General features: G+C 53.4%; 12 protein-coding genes and 2 rRNA genes (1 of these 14 cut by a window edge). 3 read left to right on the top strand and 11 right to left on the bottom strand.

Annotated elements, in window-relative coordinates; translation table 11 throughout:
- Nucleotides 1-7: 7 nt before the first annotated feature.
- From SD425_RS15910 to SD425_RS15870, 9 genes are all read right to left on the bottom strand, one after another.
- Nucleotides 8-1,024, bottom strand: coding sequence for a FecR family protein (locus tag SD425_RS15910; RefSeq protein ID WP_324670924.1), 1,017 nt, complete (start codon nucleotides 1,022-1,024; stop codon nucleotides 8-10).
- Between the two features lie 78 nt (nucleotides 1,025-1,102).
- Nucleotides 1,103-1,690, bottom strand: a complete 588-nt coding sequence (locus SD425_RS15905; RefSeq protein ID WP_324670923.1) for an RNA polymerase sigma-70 factor — start codon at nucleotides 1,688-1,690, stop codon at nucleotides 1,103-1,105.
- Between the two features lie 192 nt (nucleotides 1,691-1,882).
- Entirely contained in the window at nucleotides 1,883-3,835 is a 1,953-nt protein-coding gene (locus SD425_RS15900; RefSeq protein ID WP_324670922.1) for a gliding motility-associated C-terminal domain-containing protein, read from the bottom strand.
- A gap of 76 nt (nucleotides 3,836-3,911) precedes the next feature.
- The gene (locus SD425_RS15895) at nucleotides 3,912-5,312 is read right to left on the bottom strand and encodes an aromatic amino acid ammonia-lyase (RefSeq protein WP_324670921.1); all 1,401 of its coding nucleotides are present in this window, start codon (nucleotides 5,310-5,312) and stop codon (nucleotides 3,912-3,914) included.
- A gap of 42 nt (nucleotides 5,313-5,354) precedes the next feature.
- Nucleotides 5,355-6,761 carry a histidine--tRNA ligase gene (hisS, locus tag SD425_RS15890; protein ID WP_324670920.1) on the bottom strand — a complete coding sequence of 469 codons (1,407 nt, stop codon included), beginning with the start codon at nucleotides 6,759-6,761 and terminating at the stop codon, nucleotides 5,355-5,357.
- A gap of 60 nt (nucleotides 6,762-6,821) precedes the next feature.
- Nucleotides 6,822-7,250 (bottom strand): hypothetical protein, encoded by a 429-nt coding sequence (locus SD425_RS15885; RefSeq protein ID WP_324670919.1) that lies wholly within the window; start codon nucleotides 7,248-7,250, stop codon nucleotides 6,822-6,824.
- Between the two features lie 293 nt (nucleotides 7,251-7,543).
- Nucleotides 7,544-8,188, bottom strand: a complete 645-nt coding sequence (locus SD425_RS15880; protein WP_324670918.1) for a TIGR02117 family protein — start codon at nucleotides 8,186-8,188, stop codon at nucleotides 7,544-7,546.
- 201 nt (nucleotides 8,189-8,389) lie between these two features.
- On the bottom strand, nucleotides 8,390-8,821 hold the full coding sequence (locus SD425_RS15875; RefSeq protein WP_324670917.1) for a carboxypeptidase regulatory-like domain-containing protein: 432 nt from the start codon (nucleotides 8,819-8,821) through the stop codon (nucleotides 8,390-8,392).
- 247 nt (nucleotides 8,822-9,068) lie between these two features.
- A complete protein-coding gene (locus SD425_RS15870) occupies nucleotides 9,069-11,516 on the bottom strand; it encodes a TonB-dependent receptor domain-containing protein (RefSeq protein WP_324670916.1) in 2,448 nt (815 codons plus the stop codon).
- 738 nt (nucleotides 11,517-12,254) lie between these two features.
- Here SD425_RS15870 and SD425_RS15865 point away from each other — a divergent pair.
- The 3 genes from SD425_RS15865 (at nucleotide 12,255) to SD425_RS15855 (ending at nucleotide 16,665) form a co-directional block, all read left to right on the top strand.
- Nucleotides 12,255-13,931, top strand: a complete 1,677-nt coding sequence (locus SD425_RS15865; RefSeq protein ID WP_324670915.1) for an alkaline phosphatase PhoX — start codon at nucleotides 12,255-12,257, stop codon at nucleotides 13,929-13,931.
- Between the two features lie 146 nt (nucleotides 13,932-14,077).
- On the top strand, nucleotides 14,078-14,848 hold the full coding sequence (locus SD425_RS15860; protein ID WP_324670914.1) for a leucine-rich repeat domain-containing protein: 771 nt from the start codon (nucleotides 14,078-14,080) through the stop codon (nucleotides 14,846-14,848).
- A complete protein-coding gene (locus tag SD425_RS15855) occupies nucleotides 14,845-16,665 on the top strand; it encodes a cytochrome-c peroxidase (protein ID WP_324670913.1) in 1,821 nt (606 codons plus the stop codon). Before SD425_RS15860 ends, SD425_RS15855 begins: the two co-directional genes overlap by 4 nt.
- Before the next feature lie 209 nt (nucleotides 16,666-16,874).
- On the opposite strand, the gene rrf is transcribed toward SD425_RS15855, so the two are convergent.
- Nucleotides 16,875-16,986: ribosomal RNA gene (gene rrf / locus SD425_RS15850) — 5S ribosomal RNA — on the bottom strand.
- Between the two features lie 86 nt (nucleotides 16,987-17,072).
- Nucleotides 17,073-19,099 (bottom strand): 23S ribosomal RNA (locus SD425_RS15845) (it continues 881 nt past the right edge of the window).

Genomic DNA, 19,099 nt, shown 5'->3' with positions numbered 1-19,099 from the left:
AGAAATTCTAGTCAGAGAGAATAATCTGGTTCTGCTGCCGCTCAATCTTCAGCTTGAAGGTTTCTTGTAAGGCTTGCAGCAGCACATTCAGCGCACCAATGGGTACCGTACCGGTGATTCTGCGCTCATTCAGCGCCGGGTCTTTCACCACCACGTCCACGCCGTAGGTGTCATGCAAACGGGTAGCTAGCTCGGCAATCGTGGTTTCGTCGAGCACCAGCTTGTCGTCTTTCCAGGAAGCGTAGGGCTGGGTCGTTGGCACGGGTTTATGCACCAGCTGCTGGGGCAAGCTGTCCACCGTAGCTACCAGCTCGCCGGGCTTCATAATCACGGCAGGGCGCTTGTCGGCAAACGTGAGGCGTACCTTGCCGGAGAGCAGCACCACCTTGGCCTCGGCATGCCGCCGATAGATGGTGAACTTGGTGCCGAGCACTTCCACGTTCACGCCAGCGGTGGTATGCACCACGAATGGCTGGTTGCTAGGCAGGTGTTGCACAGAAAAGTACGCTTCACCATCAAGCCAAACTTCCCGGGGCTGATCCGCTGATTTGCCGGGCGCGTAACGCAGCGTCGAGTGGCTATTCAGGGTTACTTCCGAGCCATCTGGTAATTGAATCAGACGGGTCTGGGCGTAGGGTGTAGCAAAAGCAAGAGGGGCCGCTGCTGGTTGGGCGTGTTGCTGCTGCCACCACAAGCTACCTGCTGCCAAGAGCACACCCGCAGAAGCGGCAGCAGCCCAATAGCGCCAGCGTGGCGTCGTCGATGCTTCGACCACTGTGTCGGCCTCAGTGGAATCGAAACCTAGCTGCTGGTGTAAGGAAGAGAGAAGCTGGTTGTAGTCGGGCTCACGGGCCGGGATGGTGGCCACATTTACGGGCTGGTCCCACTGGGCTTGCATCCAGTACTGCGCTAGCAGCTGATTTTCGGGCTGCACGAGCCACTCGCGCACGGCCGCTGCTTCCGCCGCGGGCGACTGACCGCGTACGTAGCGGTTGAGCGCTGCTTGATCAACGGGTGGAGACATGAAAGTCGGGGTGAGAGGTGCGTAGTTGTGGTAATACACGCAACTCCGGCAACACCCTTACTCGACTCGCAACTTTTTTTATTTTTTTAGAAAATACAGCAACGGCAGCAGGACCAAAGCGGTGCCGTGTTGCTGAAAATACTCACGTAAGAACTTAAGTGCCTGCGTCATCTGGGTTTCTACCGTCTTCACCGAGATATTGAGCTCCTGCGCAATTTCCGGGTAGGAGAGCCCTTGCTGGCGACTTAGCTCAAAGATTTGGCGCCGCTTAGGCGGCAACTTAGCGAGGGCAGCTAGGTACAAGGTTTCCAGTTCCGAGAACTCTACCTCGTTGCCCGTGGTGTTGGTGCCAACGCGTAACAAGTGCTCTTGGTAGATGCGCTGGTATTGACTATGCCGCAGCTGGTTCAGAATGGCGTGATGCGCCGTGGTGAATAGGTAGCTTTTGAGCGGCACACCTTCGCGAAGCTGATGGCGCTTTTCCCATATCTTCAGAAAGCATTGCTGCACAATATCTTCCGCCTCTGACTGAGATTTTAAGTAGCCGTACGCGAAGCGGTAAACCAGCGAGCTGTACTGCCAGAATAGCGTGTCAAATGCCTGACTATCATTTTGCTTGATAAGTCGTAGGCATTCTGACTCCGAAAATTCGCGTACAATTTTCAAAAGATTACCACAGGTTTTTTACGAAAGATACCATTTTCCCGGAAGGGATGCAGGTGTTACGTAGTGGTATATCGGGGCTGAGAAAAGCAGGGATAATGCCTATGAATTCAGCATGCTACTGCCGGCACTTATAGCGGTTGAGTTAGGCTACTAGGGGCTTGTTGCAAGGCAGATAGCCGTATACGACTGAGCTTAGCGTACGATGGTAATCGTGCCACTCTGCACAACTACTTGGCCTGTTTCATCGGTGGCCTCGAAGCGCCAAGCATAGGCGCCGGGCACGGGCGGGTTGTTGCGTACGCGGCCGTCCCAGGTTTGGGTGCGGTCGGTACCACGAAACACTTCCTGGCCGTTGCGGTCGACTACCACGAATTTAAACTTATCTAGATAACGACCCTTTACTTCGAGTACGTCGTTCAGGCCGTCGCCATTGGGGCTAAAGGCCGTTGGAAGAACGACGGTGATGCGGCGAGCTACCGTAGCAATGTTTGAATAGCTAACGGTGCCCGCTGGCAAGCCGCCACCGCTGGCTTCGAGGCGGTAACGGAGCACCTGTCGGTTGCTGGTGGGCTGCTGGTCTAGCTCGGTGGTGCCGCTCACCGATCGGCTTGCCAGCACCGTGCCATCGGCCGCTAGGGTGAGTAGGCGGTAGGTAATAACTGCCGCTGGATCGGGGCCGCGCAGCGCCGACCACGACAGCGTAGCCGAACTGCCAAGCGGGTCGGCGGCTTGAGCCGTTAGCACGGGCGGGCAGGCTGGGGCACTATCAGCCGAGCGGTTACCGCAGATGTCCAAGAAGCGCACCGTATAGCACGCCCCAGTACCGGGTGCCAGCGTTGAGTCGCGCAGGGTGCGGGCGGTAGTGGTAGCTAGGTCTTGGCCGTTGCGGGTGTACGTGAGCTGACCACCGGTTGGGTTGCGAGGAGCGGTGGCTGTTAGTTCTATTTGGTTGCGCAGGTTGAAGCTAGCTACTAAGCGCGGCGTAGGCGGCGCGAGGGTAGAAACAGTTTGCACCGAAGCTAGGTCGGAAGCGGAGGTAAAGGAACCTACCGTTGCCGTCACGCGGTATTGGTACGTAGTGCCGCAACTCACAAGCGTATCCACGTACCGACTCGGGCCGGTGATTATCGCTAGTCGTTGGCCGTCACGTGTGATTTCGTAGCGGCTCGCGCTGGCCGAGTCGGGGAAGGTCCACTTCAACACGTTGCGGCTATTCGTAGAAACAGCGCGCAGCGTCGTGGTAGCTACCGGCGCTGAAGGGTAATCCAACGTGTTGATCTGACAAGGACTAACCAGCCGCAGCCGGTAGCGGCCCGGCAGCGTAGCACTGGGGAGCGTGAAGGTTGGGCCGGAGCTAGTCGGCAGCGTAGCTAGAGTAGTATAGGTAGTGCCGCTAGCTACTTGTAGCTCGTAGCGGAACTCAGGCTGTAGGGCTGCAAACTGAAAGTCAAGATTACCGCTCCGCACCGTAAGGCGCTGGATAGTGGGCACCTGCGGGGCTGGGAGGGGCGTAAACGAAACTGTTTCTGAACCGGTGCACTGCACCGCATCGTAGCTGCCCGTTACCGTTACGGTGGTAGGCGCACCTGCCGGAATGGGGTAGGAGGTTGTGCCCGGCTGCACGTTGGAAACCAGCGGCCCATTGCCAACACGAACCGAGTAACGGTTGTACTTCGGGCCAGGGCTGTTTGGCGCCGCAATGGTGACCTCCACGATTCCTGCCGAACAGGGACGAGCCGTCACCACGGGCTTCGGCGTGCCATACACCGCGTAGCGCCGCACATACAGCGTGCCGCTAGGAGCAGTCGGGTCAGAGTTTTGCGCGTTTTCATACACGCTCACCCGGCCCGGCCGACTCGTAATCGTGAAAACCCGGCCTGTTGGATTGCTACACCGGGTGGTGTCGTAGAGCACCACAACGGTAGCGGGTAGGTTCCGGGCTGGATTGGGGGCAAACCGCACGAATTGACCCTGGCAAAACGCATCGAGTCGCTGCCCCGTTCCGACGTCATATGCTTCGAAGGCGGCTGGCGGCTGGTTCGAAGAGGTCGTGCGGGTGCAGGAGTCGACGGGTGTTTGCGCAAATAGGTCGGTAGCAAAACCTAGCCAGACAAGCCAGGACAGGAGCAGAAAACGGTAGTTCACGAAGGCTATAACGTGTAAGATCAATGAACAATTGCCAATGAGCAATGCTGGCCGCCTTGCTCATTAGCCGTCAGTGCTACTGCCAGGCATACGTGCGCACGAAAGCAGCCGTGGCTTGCAACGCTAGGTAAGGCGCTTTCGATGGGGTCTCTACATCAACTTTTGCCGCTAGCGCTGCGACAATCTGTTCCAGCGCCGACGAGGTACGTACCGGGCGACGCGAGGACAGCGCTTGCGCCGCTGTGTACAACTCGATAGCCAACACTTGCTCCGTATTTTCGAGCACGCGCCGCGCTTTGAGAGCCGCGTTGGCCCCCATACTAACGTGGTCTGCTACGCCAACAGTGCCTGCATTGTCCAGGGAGGCGGGCGAACAGAATTGCTTGTTCTGGTTTGCTAGACTAGCTGCGGTGTATTGGGGTGCTAATAAGCTCGGTGACTCAGCCATAGTGGATGGGCCAAGCTGCTTGCTTAGAAGCTGCGCAGTGCGGCGCTCCGAAATGCTGCCCAACTCAGCAGTAGCAAGAGCCATAAAATCGAGGGCTAATGCCAGTGGCTGACCATGAAAGTTACCGCTCAGAAGTATCGCCTCATCATGAGGGAAAACAGCTAGGCCGGCCGTGACGGAGTTGCACTCCGCTTCCAGTACCTGTGCTACGTAGCCCAGCGCGTCGCGGGAGGCGCCGTGCACCTGCGGCAGACAACGGAAGGAGTACGGGAGTTGTTCGGTGGAGCTAGGTTGCGGAGAGGCAACACTGTCAGCCAATAGGCTGCGCAAACGCTCTGCTACCAACGTCTGCCCCGCGTGCGGACGTAGGGCGTGTATTCGCGCATCAAACGGCACCAAATCGCCCCCGAAAACATGATACGACAAGGCCCCGATTACATCTGCTGCCTGAGCTAGGCGCTGGGCACGCAGCAACGCTTGCACGCCATACGCCAGCATAAACTGCGTGCCGGTTAACAAAGCTAGGTGCTCGCCGGGGGCTAGCTCCACGGCAGGCCAGCTAAACAGATGCATGGCATCGGCGGTCTGCAACCGGTACCCTTGAAAATTAACTTCTCCCAGGCCAAGCAGAGGTAGGCATAAGTGAGCCAGTGGCACTTGGTCGCCGGCCCCGAGTGACCCTTGTTGGTACACGACCGGCAGCATCTCCCGGTTGTAAAAGTCCAGTAGGCGCTGCACCGTTGCCACTTGGGCACCACTATGTCCATAGCTCAAGCTTTGCGCCTTGAGCATCAGCATAAGACGCACCAAGTCTGTGGGGACTTCTTCCCCCATGCCGCATGCGTGAGCTAGCAGCTGACTAGCAGGGGTTTGGCTGTCGTCGGCAAACTGAGCACGCGCGTATGCTGCCCCTGCTTCTAGCTGTTGCTTTGCTTCGGGGCTGAGTACTACGCGCCGTTGATCAGTTAGCAGCGCATTAAGCGTCGGAAGGTCGAGGCGGGTAGTGGGGTGAAGGGCAAAATCAGTCATTCGCTCAGAAGGTAATGGGAAGCAACGCAGGTGTTTCGGCGCTTACTCGCCAATGAGAGTAGCCACTACTTGGCGTAGCTCCAGCAGCTGTTCTTCGCCGGTGCGCATGTCGCGGAGCTTGCCTTTTCCCACGGCACGCTCTTCTGAGCCGAGCAGCAGCAAATACGGAATACTCTTCTGGTCAGCGTACTGAAACTGCTTTTTTAACTTGCTGCTTTCCGGATACAGCTCTGCCGAGATGCCTGCTTGGCGCAGTTGGCGCAAAATCGGCAGCGCCGCCCGCTCCGACTCCGCATCGAAGTTGGCAAGCAAGCACTGCGTCGTCACGGCCGCGTTGTTTGGGAAGAGGGCTAGCTCTTCTAGGCAGTCATAGAGCCGGTCGACGCCGAAGGAGAAGCCCACGCCCGATACGCCGGGCAGCCCAAAAGCCCCCGTTAGGTTATCGTAGCGCCCGCCGCCCGACACGCTGCCCATGTTCACGTTATTGATCTTCACCTCAAAAATACAGCCCGTGTAGTAGCTCAGGCCACGCGCTAAGGTCACGTCGAAATCAAGGTTCTGGAAGTTATCAAACCCAAATTCCTGTAACAGCTCGTACACGCGCTGTAAGTCCTGCAAGCCCCGGTAGCCATCTTCATTGTCGGGCGTCACGCCGGCCGTGACGAAGGCCGCCAGCAGGCGCTCAAGCTTCTCGGCAAAACCGCCGCCGACGCCTAGTAGCGCGAAAAGCGTATCAATAGCCATGGTAGAGAAACCCCGTTCGGCTAGCTCCTTTTCCACGCCTTCGCGGCCGATCTTGTCCAGCTTATCAATAGCCGTGAACAGGTCTACTTCCGTGCCCTCACCGCCCAGCGCCTGGTAAATGGCCCCAAGTACGCCACGGTGGTTGATCTTGATGGTGTGCTGCGTAAGACCTAGGGTGGTGAGCACCTCACTCATCATCAGCACAATCTCCGCCTCGCACAGCAACGAGTTGGTGCCTACTACGTCGGCGTCGCACTGGTAAAATTCGCGGTAGCGGCCGCGCTGAGGGCGGTCGGCACGCCACACGGGCTGGATCTGGTAGCGCTTAAAGGGGAAAGTGATTTCGTTTCGGTGCATCACCACGTAGCGGGCAAAAGGCACCGTTAGGTCGTAGCGCAGCCCTTTCTCGGCAATCTTGGGTAGCACCGATTTAGAACCGGTAGCTAGGTCGTCGGCCGTTACGGCGGCGTTCTTTTTATTGAGGAAGTCGCCCGAGTTCAGGACTTTAAACAAGAGCTGGTCGCCTTCTTCACCATACTTGCCAGTCAGGACCGACAAATTCTCGAGGGTCGGAGTTTCGAGTGGTGCGAACCCAAACTTCTCAAATGTGCGGCGGATGATGCCGAAGATATAGTTGCGTCGAACGACAACAGCGGGACCAAAATCGCGGGTACCTTGGGGAATGCTAGGCTTTTGAATGCTCATCGAATACAATGCGGTTCAGAGCCGCGAAGGTACGCAAACGAGCGGGTGGCACCAGCAAAGTTATGCGTGCGGTCTTACGTATTGATAAACGTAATCATCCTCGTGCACGGCATCGAGCAAGGAGGCTACGAGCAGGGGCTGAGAAGCTGAGTCAAGATTAAGAAAGTGATGACGCACTTGGTCAGGAACGTGACAGAGTACCAAGCGCCGATTCTGGCAACGCAGATGAAACGCATATGCCAGCAGCAAGTCAATGGCATCCTCAGAAAGAGCCTCTAACAAGCTGCAATCCACCCACACAGCTTTCTTGTTGCTACGACTAGCTCGGTGCAAAGCGCGACTTAGCTTGATTTCATCAGGCGAAGTAGAATCAGGAGCTAAAATCAAGAGATAGCTGTCAGGCAGTATCTCGCGTTGGATGTCGAGCATAATCATAGGACCACTGAGCGGAGCATAAAGCACCTTCGTTGTGGCTTTGCTAGTATTCAAATATAAATGGGTAAACGGCACCAAAAAAGGGAAATACACACATAATCAGTATAATATAAATTATACTTGGTAAAGTAGAATACTTGAATACTACTTTTAGGACTTCTTAGGCGGGAATAGAAGCTGGAACTCCAATGCGCTGAACTGAGGAGAAAGAAGGTATGGTAATTAGATGATTAGCTCACTATTCTGAGCTTCTCCAAAGCTTGCGGGGAGCTTTAAAATAGTTCTAAAACGGCTTTCTTTCCGCGACATCTCCGTGCAAGGAACAAAACTGCACAACGAGTAAGCTATTATTCTGCTTTTCGTACTTGGTAGAGCACAGAAGCGGCAAGCGGCGCCTTCCAAGCTGCTCGAATGCCGGCCCGACCTAGCGTGCGATTTGTCCAATCGTTGCACGTGCGTAGCAGGTGGTAATGCCCATTGGCACGAAAGAAGAAATCGTGGGGGGTATAACCCGCGGAATTGCGCAGGGAAAAGTGCCCTGCAGAGTCAGGCTGGAAGGAGTGCGTGATGCGTTCGACTAGCTTTTGGTACTGGGCCTCGGAAATGAACAAGGGGATTACCCGCGCACCAACAGCAGGAGCCGCCGGATAAAAGCCTACGTGCATGAGCGACCGGCCGGGCACTGCCGCACGTAGCGTGGTACTCAGGCGAGGAAAATGCCCGCCATAAGAATCTAAGAAGAAGCCTTCGCTACCCCAGCCAAACGCCACAAATTGATAGCGTGCAAATTGGTTTGCCCAAGTGGGTTGCCCTAGCTTTTGCAACCAATCCGTTTGAGTGCGCGGTTCGCGTAGTGGTACCACTACATCGGAGTGAAAGCCATTGGATACCACAAAAATGGGTACGCCGCCGGGCGTTTGCCGAAACTGTTTATTTACGGGCACTAGAGTGCCGGTCACGAAAAAAAGTAGAAGTGCCGCTAGTGCTGCCATTAGGAGCCGAAAACCTCGGGAAAACCAAATAAAATGCATGCGTGATGCTCGCGCCAGCAAGTCTGATTGGTGCGGCTTCGATTAATACGACACGCTGCATAGGGTAACCCGCACACGAACGAGGAGCCGCTACCTTTCGGCAACGGCTCCTCGATCAGGGGCAAGTGAAAAGCAGGATCGGCTAAACGAAACGGATGTTAATTAGTTGCGAGCCAACATAGTGGACGCTTGGTAGCTAGCAGTTGCAGGTGTAGTAGTTGGCTTGCTAGCTAGGAGAGCATTGGCAGGCTGCATGATTACACTGCCCAAGGCAACTCGCGTGTTCAAGCCGTTGAAAGTGATAGTAGGCTCTACGGGTTGATAACCTAGCACGGTCGTCGTAAACTTGTATTTGCCGAACGTTACTTTGTCGAGGCTGAAAGAGCCATCAGCATTTGTTTTCACCGACCGAACGTAGGCATTATCGCTGGCGCGCAGCAGCACAACGTTGGCGTAAGGAATGGGCTCGTGGGTATCGGCGTCGAGTAGGGTTCCCGTGAGCGTACCGTTGTAGAAGGTGGCGGCGGAAAGCTGCAAGCCGGTGAGCAACAGGATAACGCCAAATAAGATGCGGTTTACAAAGGAAGTTTTCATCGTTGAAAAGGAAAAGGAAGGTTTGGAAAGGAAGAGCAGGCTTGGCTATCGTGCGGGATCAGCCGCGGTACTGGTTCAGCACTTCAAGCAAGCAGAGCAGAAGAAAGGAGCGTTGGAATAACTTTTAATCGGTGTATCTGGTAAGACCGGCTAGCTTGGAGCAAACCGTGGCTTGGCTGATTGACGTTGCAAAAGTAGCGCTGCTTTGAAAGGGTGTCAATCACACAATGATGTGAAGGTCAGTAGGCTAGTTGCCAAAACCGCCACCACCGCCTTTCGGACCCTGATCTATTTTCTTGGAGGGTTTGCTGTTGCCGAAGTAGTATGCAAAGCCTAGGTAACCCACACGTGTCTCGCGCTTGTTGCGGAAGTTGGCGGTCAGTCCTTCCGAGTACAGTTCCGTGTACTGCCGTTTGGTATTGAAAATATCGCTCACTCGTAGCGTGAGGGCAGCACGGTCGTTGAAGAGACGCTGGCGTAGGGCAACATCCGTGGAGTACACCGAAGCCATGCGCCCTTGCGCCGTGATAACGGCCCCGCGGTAGTTGCTGGTCAACTGCACGTCGAGGGTTTTGGTCGGATTGAAGGTATTCATCAGGCGAGCCGTGCCCGTGTAGTTAGAGCGGTTGCGGCCGTCGCCACTGAAGCTCGTTAGCTCATTGCGGAAGAAGGAGCCGCTGGCCGTAACTTTCCACCACTTGGCTACTGGCTGCGTAATGGAAAGCTCCGCCCCGTAGTTGTTGGTCTGACCGAAGTTGCGGTACGAGGTACGGGTGATGAAGTCGGGCTGCCCACTGAGGCGCGTAGCGGTCGTGTCAATCTCGCGGATCGATTGCAACGATTGGTTGGTCTGGCGCCAGAAAAGGGTGGTGCTCAAGCTGGTTTGGCCCAGTGAAACTTGATGACCTAGCTCAAAGGCATTCACGTACTCAGGCCGAATATTGGGGTTGCCGATGCGGTAGTTGCGCTGATCCGAATAGATTGGCAAAGCCAAGAACTGCATGAAGTCAGGCCGATTCAGACGGCGGGAGTAGCTGAACTGCACGCGCTGGTCGCCGGCCAACGTGCGGGCCACCGTAGCAGACGGGAATAAGTTGATAAAGTGCTGGTTGAAATTTCCGAAGCTCGGTACGATGTTGCCCGTCAGGCTGGTGTATTCGGCGCGCAGGCCACCTTGGTAGTTCCACTTGCCTACTTCTGCCTGATAGGTCGCGTAGCCCGCATGGACGTTGCGCTCGTAGCGGTAGTCATAGGAGAAGGCGTCTTGGCGAGTGAAGGTAGCGGCATCAGCATCCTGAAGCAGGTACGCCACGCCACCGCTCGTAAATAGATTTTCAGTTTTCAAACCTAGGTCGAGGTGGCTCTTTTCGCCTAGTGGGTGCACGTAGTCTACCTGGCCCATCAGTAGGTTCAGGCCTACACCATACTTCTGCTGACGTTCTTGCTTGGGATATTCAACCGGCCCATCCAGCACACGTTGCCCCACGGTCACGTCCACATCTACATCCACGTAGGTTACGTTGGCGGTCAGCTCACGGCCTTTCTTGTTGGCCCACGTGCGACGGTAATCGGCGGAGGCATCTAGCTCCCGTTGCTGCTCGTCGTCGTAGCCTAGGTTGCGGAGGGCTATGGGCGCATCGTTATTGCGGGTAAGTAGCGTATTGAGGTTCTCCCGTTCCCAGCCTTTGTTGCGGCTCAGGTCGGCAGCCACCGTCAGCTTTTGGTTGTCTGTCAGCTCGTAATCGACTCCCACCCGGCCGCCGTGGTACGAGTTGTGGTTAATTTGGCGATTGTCTTGGTCGGTGCGCGTAGTGGCCGTGCCAACGGTGGCTACCTGGTGTAGGTCGCCGGAGCCACGCCACCGGCTGTCGTTGCCGTCGTAGCTACCGAAGAAGTTGAGCTTGCCCGTCTTGCGGTTCAAATTCAACGAGGTGTTATACTTGTCTTGTGTGCCGACGTTGGCCACTGCTTGGCCGTTCCAGCCGTCTTTCTGCTGCTTTTTCAGCGTGATGTTGATTACCCCTCCCGAGCCAGCGGCCGAGTAGCGGGCCGAAGGATTGGTGATAACCTCCACATTCTCAATGCGGCTAGCAGGTAATTGATCGAGGCGAAAAGTGCTAGGTGCTGGCTTGCCATCCACGTAAATTGTCACGTTGGGTGTACCCCGTAAGCTTACTTGACCACTCTGATCGACCGAGACTGATGGTACATTTTGAAGTACATCCACGGCCGTCCCGCCGGTGCTGTTCAGATCCTTACTGACGTTTATTACCTTTTTATCTAAGTTATCTACAACGGCAGCCTTTTCTCCTTGCACTACTATGCCTTTCAGCTGCACAGCGGTGGGTGCTACCTTCAGCGCACCTAGCTGTAAAGAAGGGTTGGTTGCGGTAAGTGTTATGGCTTTGCGAAAAGACTGATAACCAACCACAGTAGCGCGGAGCATATAAGTGTCGGCTGTTACTTTCTCCACTGCAAATGCCCCATTCTCACTAGTTTGCGCCCCTGCTACGAAGCTAGAGTCCTGAGCTTTTAGAAGCACCACATTCGCGAACGGCAACGGTTGATTGTTGCTTTTATCGAGCAGCGTACCCGAAACTGTACCTAGGTTTTGGGCCTGTAACCCCAAAGGAAGGAGCGCAATAAGGAACCCAAGGCACCGCAGCGCCCGGCGAAAAGTAAGGAAGGAGTTCATAAAAATAGGAGAGGAGAGTTGGAAGAATCAGGCAATAAGGGGCTGTTCCAGTCGGCCGCGGTTCCGCTGGTTACCCCGTGCAGGGATTCACTCTAAGTTTTAAGGATGCCCGGTAAAGAAGCATCGGTGCAACGTCCTGGTAGATGCCGGTAGGCGGTTGAGGGTTGTCTGAGGTTGCAAAAATTTGCGGACCGACTTGCCTGCGTCAGGTGACGTTGGAGGCCCGGCTGGTGGCGCCCCGGTTAGGCGGTATCAACGGCCAGGTTTTAGTTCCAATTAGTGTTACAAAGATAATGGAAGGTACTATGCGACGCAAGGTACCTTGGTAAATTATTTATCAGTAGAATTTCGGTGTCTTTGCAGGTAGTGCTTTATATAGAATTAAATTACTGATGTATAGAGCGTTATGATCTTATATGTTGCCTGGATCATTGTTCTATATTAGGGAAGTAAGCAGCAACGCCCCACTAAAAGTGGTTGCTAGGCAAGATGCTATGTATACAACCATACCACTATACTAGGTGTGCGTTGTCTAACATGAGGTTATCAGATCAACTGGTTCGCTGTAATCGCTGCTTACAAGCAGTGTTGTCTCGCTACTTAATTAGCAAAAGGAAGGAGTTTGCTAAGTCGCGCAGCTGGCCCTGTCTTCATCAAAACCTCATGTTGCATTAATACTTGGTTAAACTAGAGGAAACATAGTTGATCTACCTTGCGGCTGCATTCATACCATGCTCTATGAGACAAAACCTACTCTTTCTTCCTGTTGCTTTTGCCGCGCTTACTACGGCGCAAGCCCAGACTAACCCATCCAGCTGTAATCCGCTCCCAACTGGTCACTTGAGCGAGTTCATCTCGGTTCAGCCTACGGCCCAAATGCAGGTTTTGAGCATTCCTTCGTCTCACACGTACCAAATGTTGGTGCAAACGGGCAACGAGTACTCAAACCCAAACAATGGCACTATAAAAGCTGCCAATGACTTCACGGGCTACGTTCCTATCAATAATAGCAGCACCAACGGCTATCTTTCTATCAACCACAAAGGTTCATCGGATGCGGCTTCGGGCGTAAGTATTCTAGACTTGCAGTTCAATGCAGGTTCCAAATTGTGGGTCGTGTCAGCGAAGAACCCCGTTGACTTCGCGCCGGTAGTAGGCACTTTCAACAACTGTTCAGGCGGGATTACACCCTGGAAAACCGTTATTACCTGCGAGGAAAATACGCCTGGCTCGCCTACCGATAGCAACAATGACGGCTACATGGACTACGGTTGGACTGTGGAGCTAGATCCTGCTACGCGCAGCGTGAAAGATCAGGATGGCGATGGTAAACCTGACAAGTTGTGGCGCATGGGCCGCATGAAGCACGAAAACGTCGTGGTGAAGGCCGATGGTAGCACCGTGTACGAAGGAGCTGATGAAGGCGGTAACAGCTACGTATACAAGTACGTCGCTGATGTGCCTGGCAAGTTAGCTAACGGTAAGCTATACGTGTTGAAGCTTGATGGTGCTATCGGCACGGCTACCACGGGGAAGTGGATTCAGGTACCAAACGAGACGAAAACAGATTGCAATACGACAGTAGCTCTTGCTACGGCACTAGGTGCTACCAGCTTCAATGGGGTAGAGGACGTAGAAATTGGTCCGCACGATGGCCGCATCTACTTCACGGCAAAAGGTCCCGGTCGTGTGTATCGCTTCACCGACGAGGCTAGCGCGGTTAGTGGCTTTGAAATCTTTGTGGGACAACCCGTAGGTGTTACCAACCAGAGCTACTCAATCAACTACGGCAACGGTACCATCATGGAGCCTTGGGGCACGGGCAACGACAACTTGACCTTCGACTCACACGGCAACCTCTACGTGCTACAAGATGGGGGGCGCAATCATATTTGGCTGGTGAAGCCTTGCCACACGCAAGCTAGCCCTGCAGTGCAGGTGTTTGCCGTGACGCCCGCTGGTTCGGAGCCAACCGGTATGACCTTGTCGCCCGACGAAAAATTCATGTTTGTGTCAATCCAAGGTCCGAGCAGTACCAATACCCAAGCTACCACTGATGCTGCTGGCCAAGCAGTAGTATTCGACCGTGCTACCACACTTGTTATTGCCCGGAAGGAAAACCTAGGTTCGATCGTCGCAGCCACGCAGGTTCAAAAGAATTCCGCTAAAATAGATGTGTATCCTAACCCCGTCACAGACGAGCTGACCCTAGAACTGCCTGATGACCTCCGTGAGGCTGCTTCCCTGCAGATAGTAAGTGCACTAGGCCAACGTGTATTAGCCGAGAAGACGATTATGTTAAATCAGGGTAATAACCTTCTGAAACTACCCGTCAATAATTTACGCAGCGGTCAATACATTTTAGTTATCAAAACTGCCCGCACTACTATCACCCGTACGTTTAGTAAGAAGTGAGGCTAAGTCAATTTCTAAGGTTGATTCTATTGAGTGTTGCCCTGCAATTAGTGCAGGGCAACACGTGTTTTGCTCAGTGTTCTAACCCAGCGGCATTTACAGTGACAGAAGCCCTACGTCAGCCATCATGCACGCTTGAGTTAAACTTGCGCTTTCAAGAGCTAGAGCAGCTACCATCTTCGATCAGCCAACTTACGCGCTTGCGTCGCTTGCATGTGCAAGACAATCATTTGCGCCACTTACCCGATGCGGTAACCAAGCTTGATAGTCTGCGCGAACTGTTTGCGAACAAGAACGGCTTGCTCGATTTACCTACCCAACTCGGCAACTTGCGCCAACTACGACAATTGCAGATAAACGAAAACGCACTAGCAGAGCTGCCTCCTAGCATCACGAAGCTAGATAGCTTGCGGTTTCTAATAACTGCTTGGAACAACTTTACTTCTTTGCCAGAGCAGCTAGGTAGCCTAGCTAACTTAGAATACTTTGATGTTTCGCACAACCAGCTCCTGTTTTTACCAACGTCGCTCGGCCGATTGCGGCACCTGAAGTATGCTTACTTTAATCATAACCGATTGCAGCATCTGCCATCTGAATGGAGCGATTTACGGGAACTACGAGAGCTGAACCTAGCTGATAACTTACTGGAACAACTGCCTGCTGATATAGGACGTTGTCGAGCCTTGAAGGCGCTGACACTCACGAATAATCAGCTAAGGGCTTTGCCAAATAGCCTAGGTCAGCTCACCGAGCTAGAAACTCTCATTGCCAGTAATAACCAGCTAACAGCACTGCCGCGCTCATTGGGCAAGTTGAAAAAGCTCAAAACAGTTATTTTGGTTGGTAACGCCTTTTCCCCTGAAGCACGTCGACGAGCGGAGGCAATGCTGCCTGGTGCAAAACTTTACTTCGAATGATCTCTATTACAGCCCATCTTCAAACTCTTGGGCGCCCTCTGTTACTTGGTTTTGCAGTACTACTCTTTTCTTGCACCGTGCTGCGCAAAACGCCCACTGAGCAAGTGAAGGATTACTATGATAGCCACCTAGCTCAATTACACACTGCCGTCTTACGCTTTCTGGAAATCAGTAACAAGGCTGATGCGGCCACATTGCGGGCAAACTTCACCGCCTGTCGTGCCGAATACAAGCGTCTGGAATTTGCTATTGAGTACTACTATCCTAATGCAGCTCAACGTTTGAATGGGGCTGTTCTCCCCGAAGCCGAGCCTAGCGAGCCAGAGCAAGTGGTTCCGCCTACAGGATTTCAAGTGTTGGAAGAATACGTGTATGATTCAGCCGATGATCCGGCTAGCCACGGTCTTATCTGTCAAGAGCTAGAAAACATCCTTTATCAAGTGCGCTACTTACAAGCACAGGCACCCGCACTTACTTTTTCGGAGGCAGAAATTTTCGATGCTGTCCGTCTGAACCTTTATCGTCTAGCAGTTAAAGGAATATCCGGGTTTGATTCTCCTGTTGCTTTTGCATCCTTACCCGAAGCAGCTATCACTCTGGAAGGGGTAGGGGAGGTGTTATCCTATTTTGAGCTTCCCTTATCGCTCAAGGTAGAGGTTGAGCGCAGTATTACTGATGTACGCACTTCAGGTACGACTGTATCTGGGTTCAACCAATTTGACCGTGCAGCTTTTTTAGTGCGTGATTTCAAGCCATTACTAAGTGGCTTGCATGCAATGCAACGTGCAAAATCCATTGTTTTTCTTCAAACCCGCCGCGCCATCCGCCCAACCGCAGTCAGTCTATTTGCTGCCGATGCATTTGATCCAATGTTCTTTGCTCCGTCTGATGCGGCTCCTGCCACCCCTGAAATACTCGCGTTGGGTAAAGCGTTATTTCAAGAGCCTGCCTTATCAGGGGAGGGGAGAAGAACCTGTGCTAGCTGTCATATTCCTGATCGAGCATACACAGATGGTCTGAAGGTAAATAGTTCTCTTCTACCAGATGTGACGTTGAAGCGCAATACTCCTACGCTGCTAAATGCTAGTCTACAGCCTGCTCAATTCTATGATGGTCGTGTGCTGTTTCTAGAAGATCAGATTCACGAAGTAGTATCAAATAAGGCTGAAATGGGAGGGCATCTTGATGAGGTAACAAATGCGCTCCGGCGTAAAAAAAGCTATAGTAAACAGTTTTCTAAAGCCTTTCCCAATGAGGATAAGCCTCTTACAGAGCGAAACATTCGCAAAGCATTAGCAGCATATATTCGTTCTTTGATTCGGCTTAACAGCCGTTTCGATCAATACATGCGAGGTGACACGACCATCCTTTCTGAGTCAGAAGTTGATGGCTTTAACCTATTTATGGGCAAGGCAAAATGTGGGACCTGTCACTATATGCCACTCTTCAACGGAGCAGTAGCACCTCTTTATGATAAAATAGAAAGTGAAGTACTTGGAGTGCTGGCTACAACCGACACAATCCGGCCTAGTCTAGATACTGATGAAGGCAAATACCTATTACACAAAATAGCTCACCAACGTTATGCCTTCAAAACACCTACTATTCGTAACGCTAACCACACAGCACCTTATATGCACAATGGTGTCTATCTAACGTTAAAGGAGGTTATTGATTTTTACAATAAAGGAGGCGGTGCGGGCTTAGGTTTGGAAGTATCAACCCAAACATTAGGAGAGGACCAGTTGAGATTAACAAAAAAGGAAAGACAATCTCTCATAGATTTTATTGGCTCACTATCGGATATAAGAGAATAGACCGATATAAAATATTTATGTACCGCCTCGACGCTGGATTTATAAATTATAACTAAGAGGGAAGCTAAGAATAGAGACAAGCCAGGTTAACCAAGGCCAGGTGCTCGTGATGTGGCGAAGCAGTAAGCTAGGCTAAAAACGAATGTGCCGCGGGTGCTTCGCGCAGGCAGGCAGCGAAGCACCCGCGGCACACGCGGGCAAAAAGCAAAGGTTGGCGGCGACCGACTCTCCCACCGGTGAAGGCAGTACCATAGGCGCACCGGGGCTTAACGACTCTGTTCGGAATGGGAAGAGGTGAACACCCGGGCTAAAGCCACCATTGCTGGCGGGGACTACTCGTGTTCCGAGCAGCTCCTAAAACCATTGACATGCGGCAACGAGCCGGAAAAAGAAAAGTACCAGGTGTGGTCTAGAAGCGTTCGGGTGCTTAGTACTACTCGGCTGTGCTATTTCTAGCTCTACACCTGTAGCCTATCAACGTCATCGTCTTTGACGGCCCTTATATTGGGAGATCTCATCTTCAGGTGAGTTTCGCACTTAGATGCTTTCAGCGCTTATCTCATCCCAGCGTCGCTACCCGGCGCTGCAGCTGGCGCCACAACCGGTGCACGAGCGGCTGGTCCATCCCGGTCCTCTCGTACTAAGGACAGGTCCTGTCAAATCTCCAACGCCCACCACAGATAGGGACCGAACTGTCTCACGACGTTCTGAACCCAGCTCGCGTGCCACTTTAATCGGCGAACAGCCGAACCCTTGGGACCTTCTCCAGCCCCAGGACGTGACGAGCCGACATCGAGGTGCCAAACCTCCCCGTCGATATGAGCTCTTGGGGGAGATCAGCCTGTTATCCCCGGCGTACCTTTTATCCTTTGAGCGATGGCCCTTCCATGCGGAACCACCGGATCACTATATCCGTCTTTCGACCCTGCTCGGCTTGTAGGCCTCACAGTCAAGCCCGCTTCTGCTATTGCGCTCTACGTACGGTTACCAAGCGTACTGAGCGGACCTTTGAAAGCCTCCGATACTCTTTTGGAGGCGACCACCCCAGTCAAACTACCCACCAGCCACTGTTTCCGTTTCCAGATTAGGCACCGGCTAACACAAGGGTGGTATTTCAACGTTGACTCCCCGAAAGCTGGCGCCTCCGGTTCACAGTCTCCCACCTATCCTACACATGTGTTAGCCAGCGTCAATGGCAAGCTATAGTAAAGGTGCACGGGGTCTTTCCGTCCCGTGGCGGGTACTCGGCATCTTCACCGAGACTACAATTTCACCGAGCTCACGGCTGAGACAGCGCCCAAATCGTTACACCATTCGTGCAGGTCGGAACTTACCCGACAAGGAATTTCGCTACCTTAGGACCGTTATAGTTACGGCCGCCGTTTACCGGGGCTTCGATTCAAACCTTCGCCTTGCGACTAAGTTCCCCTCTTAACCTTCCGGCACCGGGCAGGTGTCAGACCTTATACTTCCGCTTGCGCGTTCGCAAAGTCATGTGTTTTTGTTAAACAGTCGCTTGGGCCTTTTCACTGCGGCTTCTTGTATTGCTACAAGGAAGCGTCCCTTCTCCCGAAGTTACAGGACCATTTTGCCGAGTTCCTTGGCCGTGATTCACTCGAGCACCTCAGGATTCTCTCCTTGACTACCTGTGTCGGTTTGCGGTACGGGTAACAAAGCAGTAAACGCTTAGCAGGTTTTCTTGGCAGTCTGATTAGGATGACTATCCCGTTGGCCGAAGCCGCCAGGTACTATCACGTTTCAGCAAAGTGGGCGTACTTAACTACCCTCCCTATACCTACACGCTTCAACGGGCACTTCCGTCCGCCCGCGCATCTTTCACTTCTGCGTCACTGCATCACTCCACTTCGTTAGTGCTGGAATATCAACCAGCTGTCCATCGACGTAGCCTCTCGGCCTAGCCTTAGGTCCCGACTAACCCTGCTCCGATTAGCGTTGAGCAGGAAACCTTAGTCTATCGGTGGGCGGGTTTCGCACCCGCCTTATCGTTACTCATGCCTACATTTGCTTTTCTCGCCGCTCCAGCATGCCTGACAGCACACCTTCGCCGCTGACGAGAATGCTCCCCTACCACTTAGCCATAAGCTAAATCCATTGCTTCGGTACCGGACTTGATGCCCGCGTATTATCGATGCCCTCTCGCTCGACCAGTGAGCTGTTACGCACTCTTTAAATGAATGGCTGCTTCCAAGCCAACATCCTGGCTGTCAAAGCAAGTGGACCTCCTTTGTTCAACTTAGTCCGAATTTAGGGACCTTAGCAGATGGTCTGGGTTCTTTCCCTCTCGGCCTGGGACCTTAGCACCCCAAGCCTCACTGCCGGCTATATTACGTGGCATTCGGAGTTCATCAGGATTCGGTAGGCTCTGACACCCCCTAGTCCTATTGGTAGCTCTACCTCCACGTAACTCTACGCC

It is taken from the genome of Hymenobacter sp. GOD-10R (assembly GCF_035609205.1).
Taxonomy (GTDB): Bacteria; Bacteroidota; Bacteroidia; order Cytophagales; family Hymenobacteraceae; genus Hymenobacter.
This window is presented reverse-complemented; position numbering and strand designations above follow the sequence as displayed.

Excerpts from the sequence above, each read along its gene's own strand:
- SD425_RS15855 (WP_324670913.1), top strand. The coding sequence starts at position 14,845 with ATGATCTCTATTACAGCCCATCTTCAAACTCTTGGGCGCCCTCTGTTA.
- SD425_RS15910 (WP_324670924.1), bottom strand. The coding sequence starts at position 1,024 with ATGTCTCCACCCGTTGATCAAGCAGCGCTCAACCGCTACGTACGCGGT.
- SD425_RS15865 (WP_324670915.1), top strand. The coding sequence starts at position 12,255 with ATGAGACAAAACCTACTCTTTCTTCCTGTTGCTTTTGCCGCGCTTACT.
- SD425_RS15875 (WP_324670917.1), bottom strand. The coding sequence starts at position 8,821 with ATGAAAACTTCCTTTGTAAACCGCATCTTATTTGGCGTTATCCTGTTG.
- SD425_RS15895 (WP_324670921.1), bottom strand. The coding sequence starts at position 5,312 with ATGACTGATTTTGCCCTTCACCCCACTACCCGCCTCGACCTTCCGACG.
- SD425_RS15870 (WP_324670916.1), bottom strand. The coding sequence starts at position 11,516 with ATGAACTCCTTCCTTACTTTTCGCCGGGCGCTGCGGTGCCTTGGGTTC.
- SD425_RS15880 (WP_324670918.1), bottom strand. The coding sequence starts at position 8,188 with ATGGCAGCACTAGCGGCACTTCTACTTTTTTTCGTGACCGGCACTCTA.
- hisS (WP_324670920.1), bottom strand. The coding sequence starts at position 6,761 with ATGAGCATTCAAAAGCCTAGCATTCCCCAAGGTACCCGCGATTTTGGT.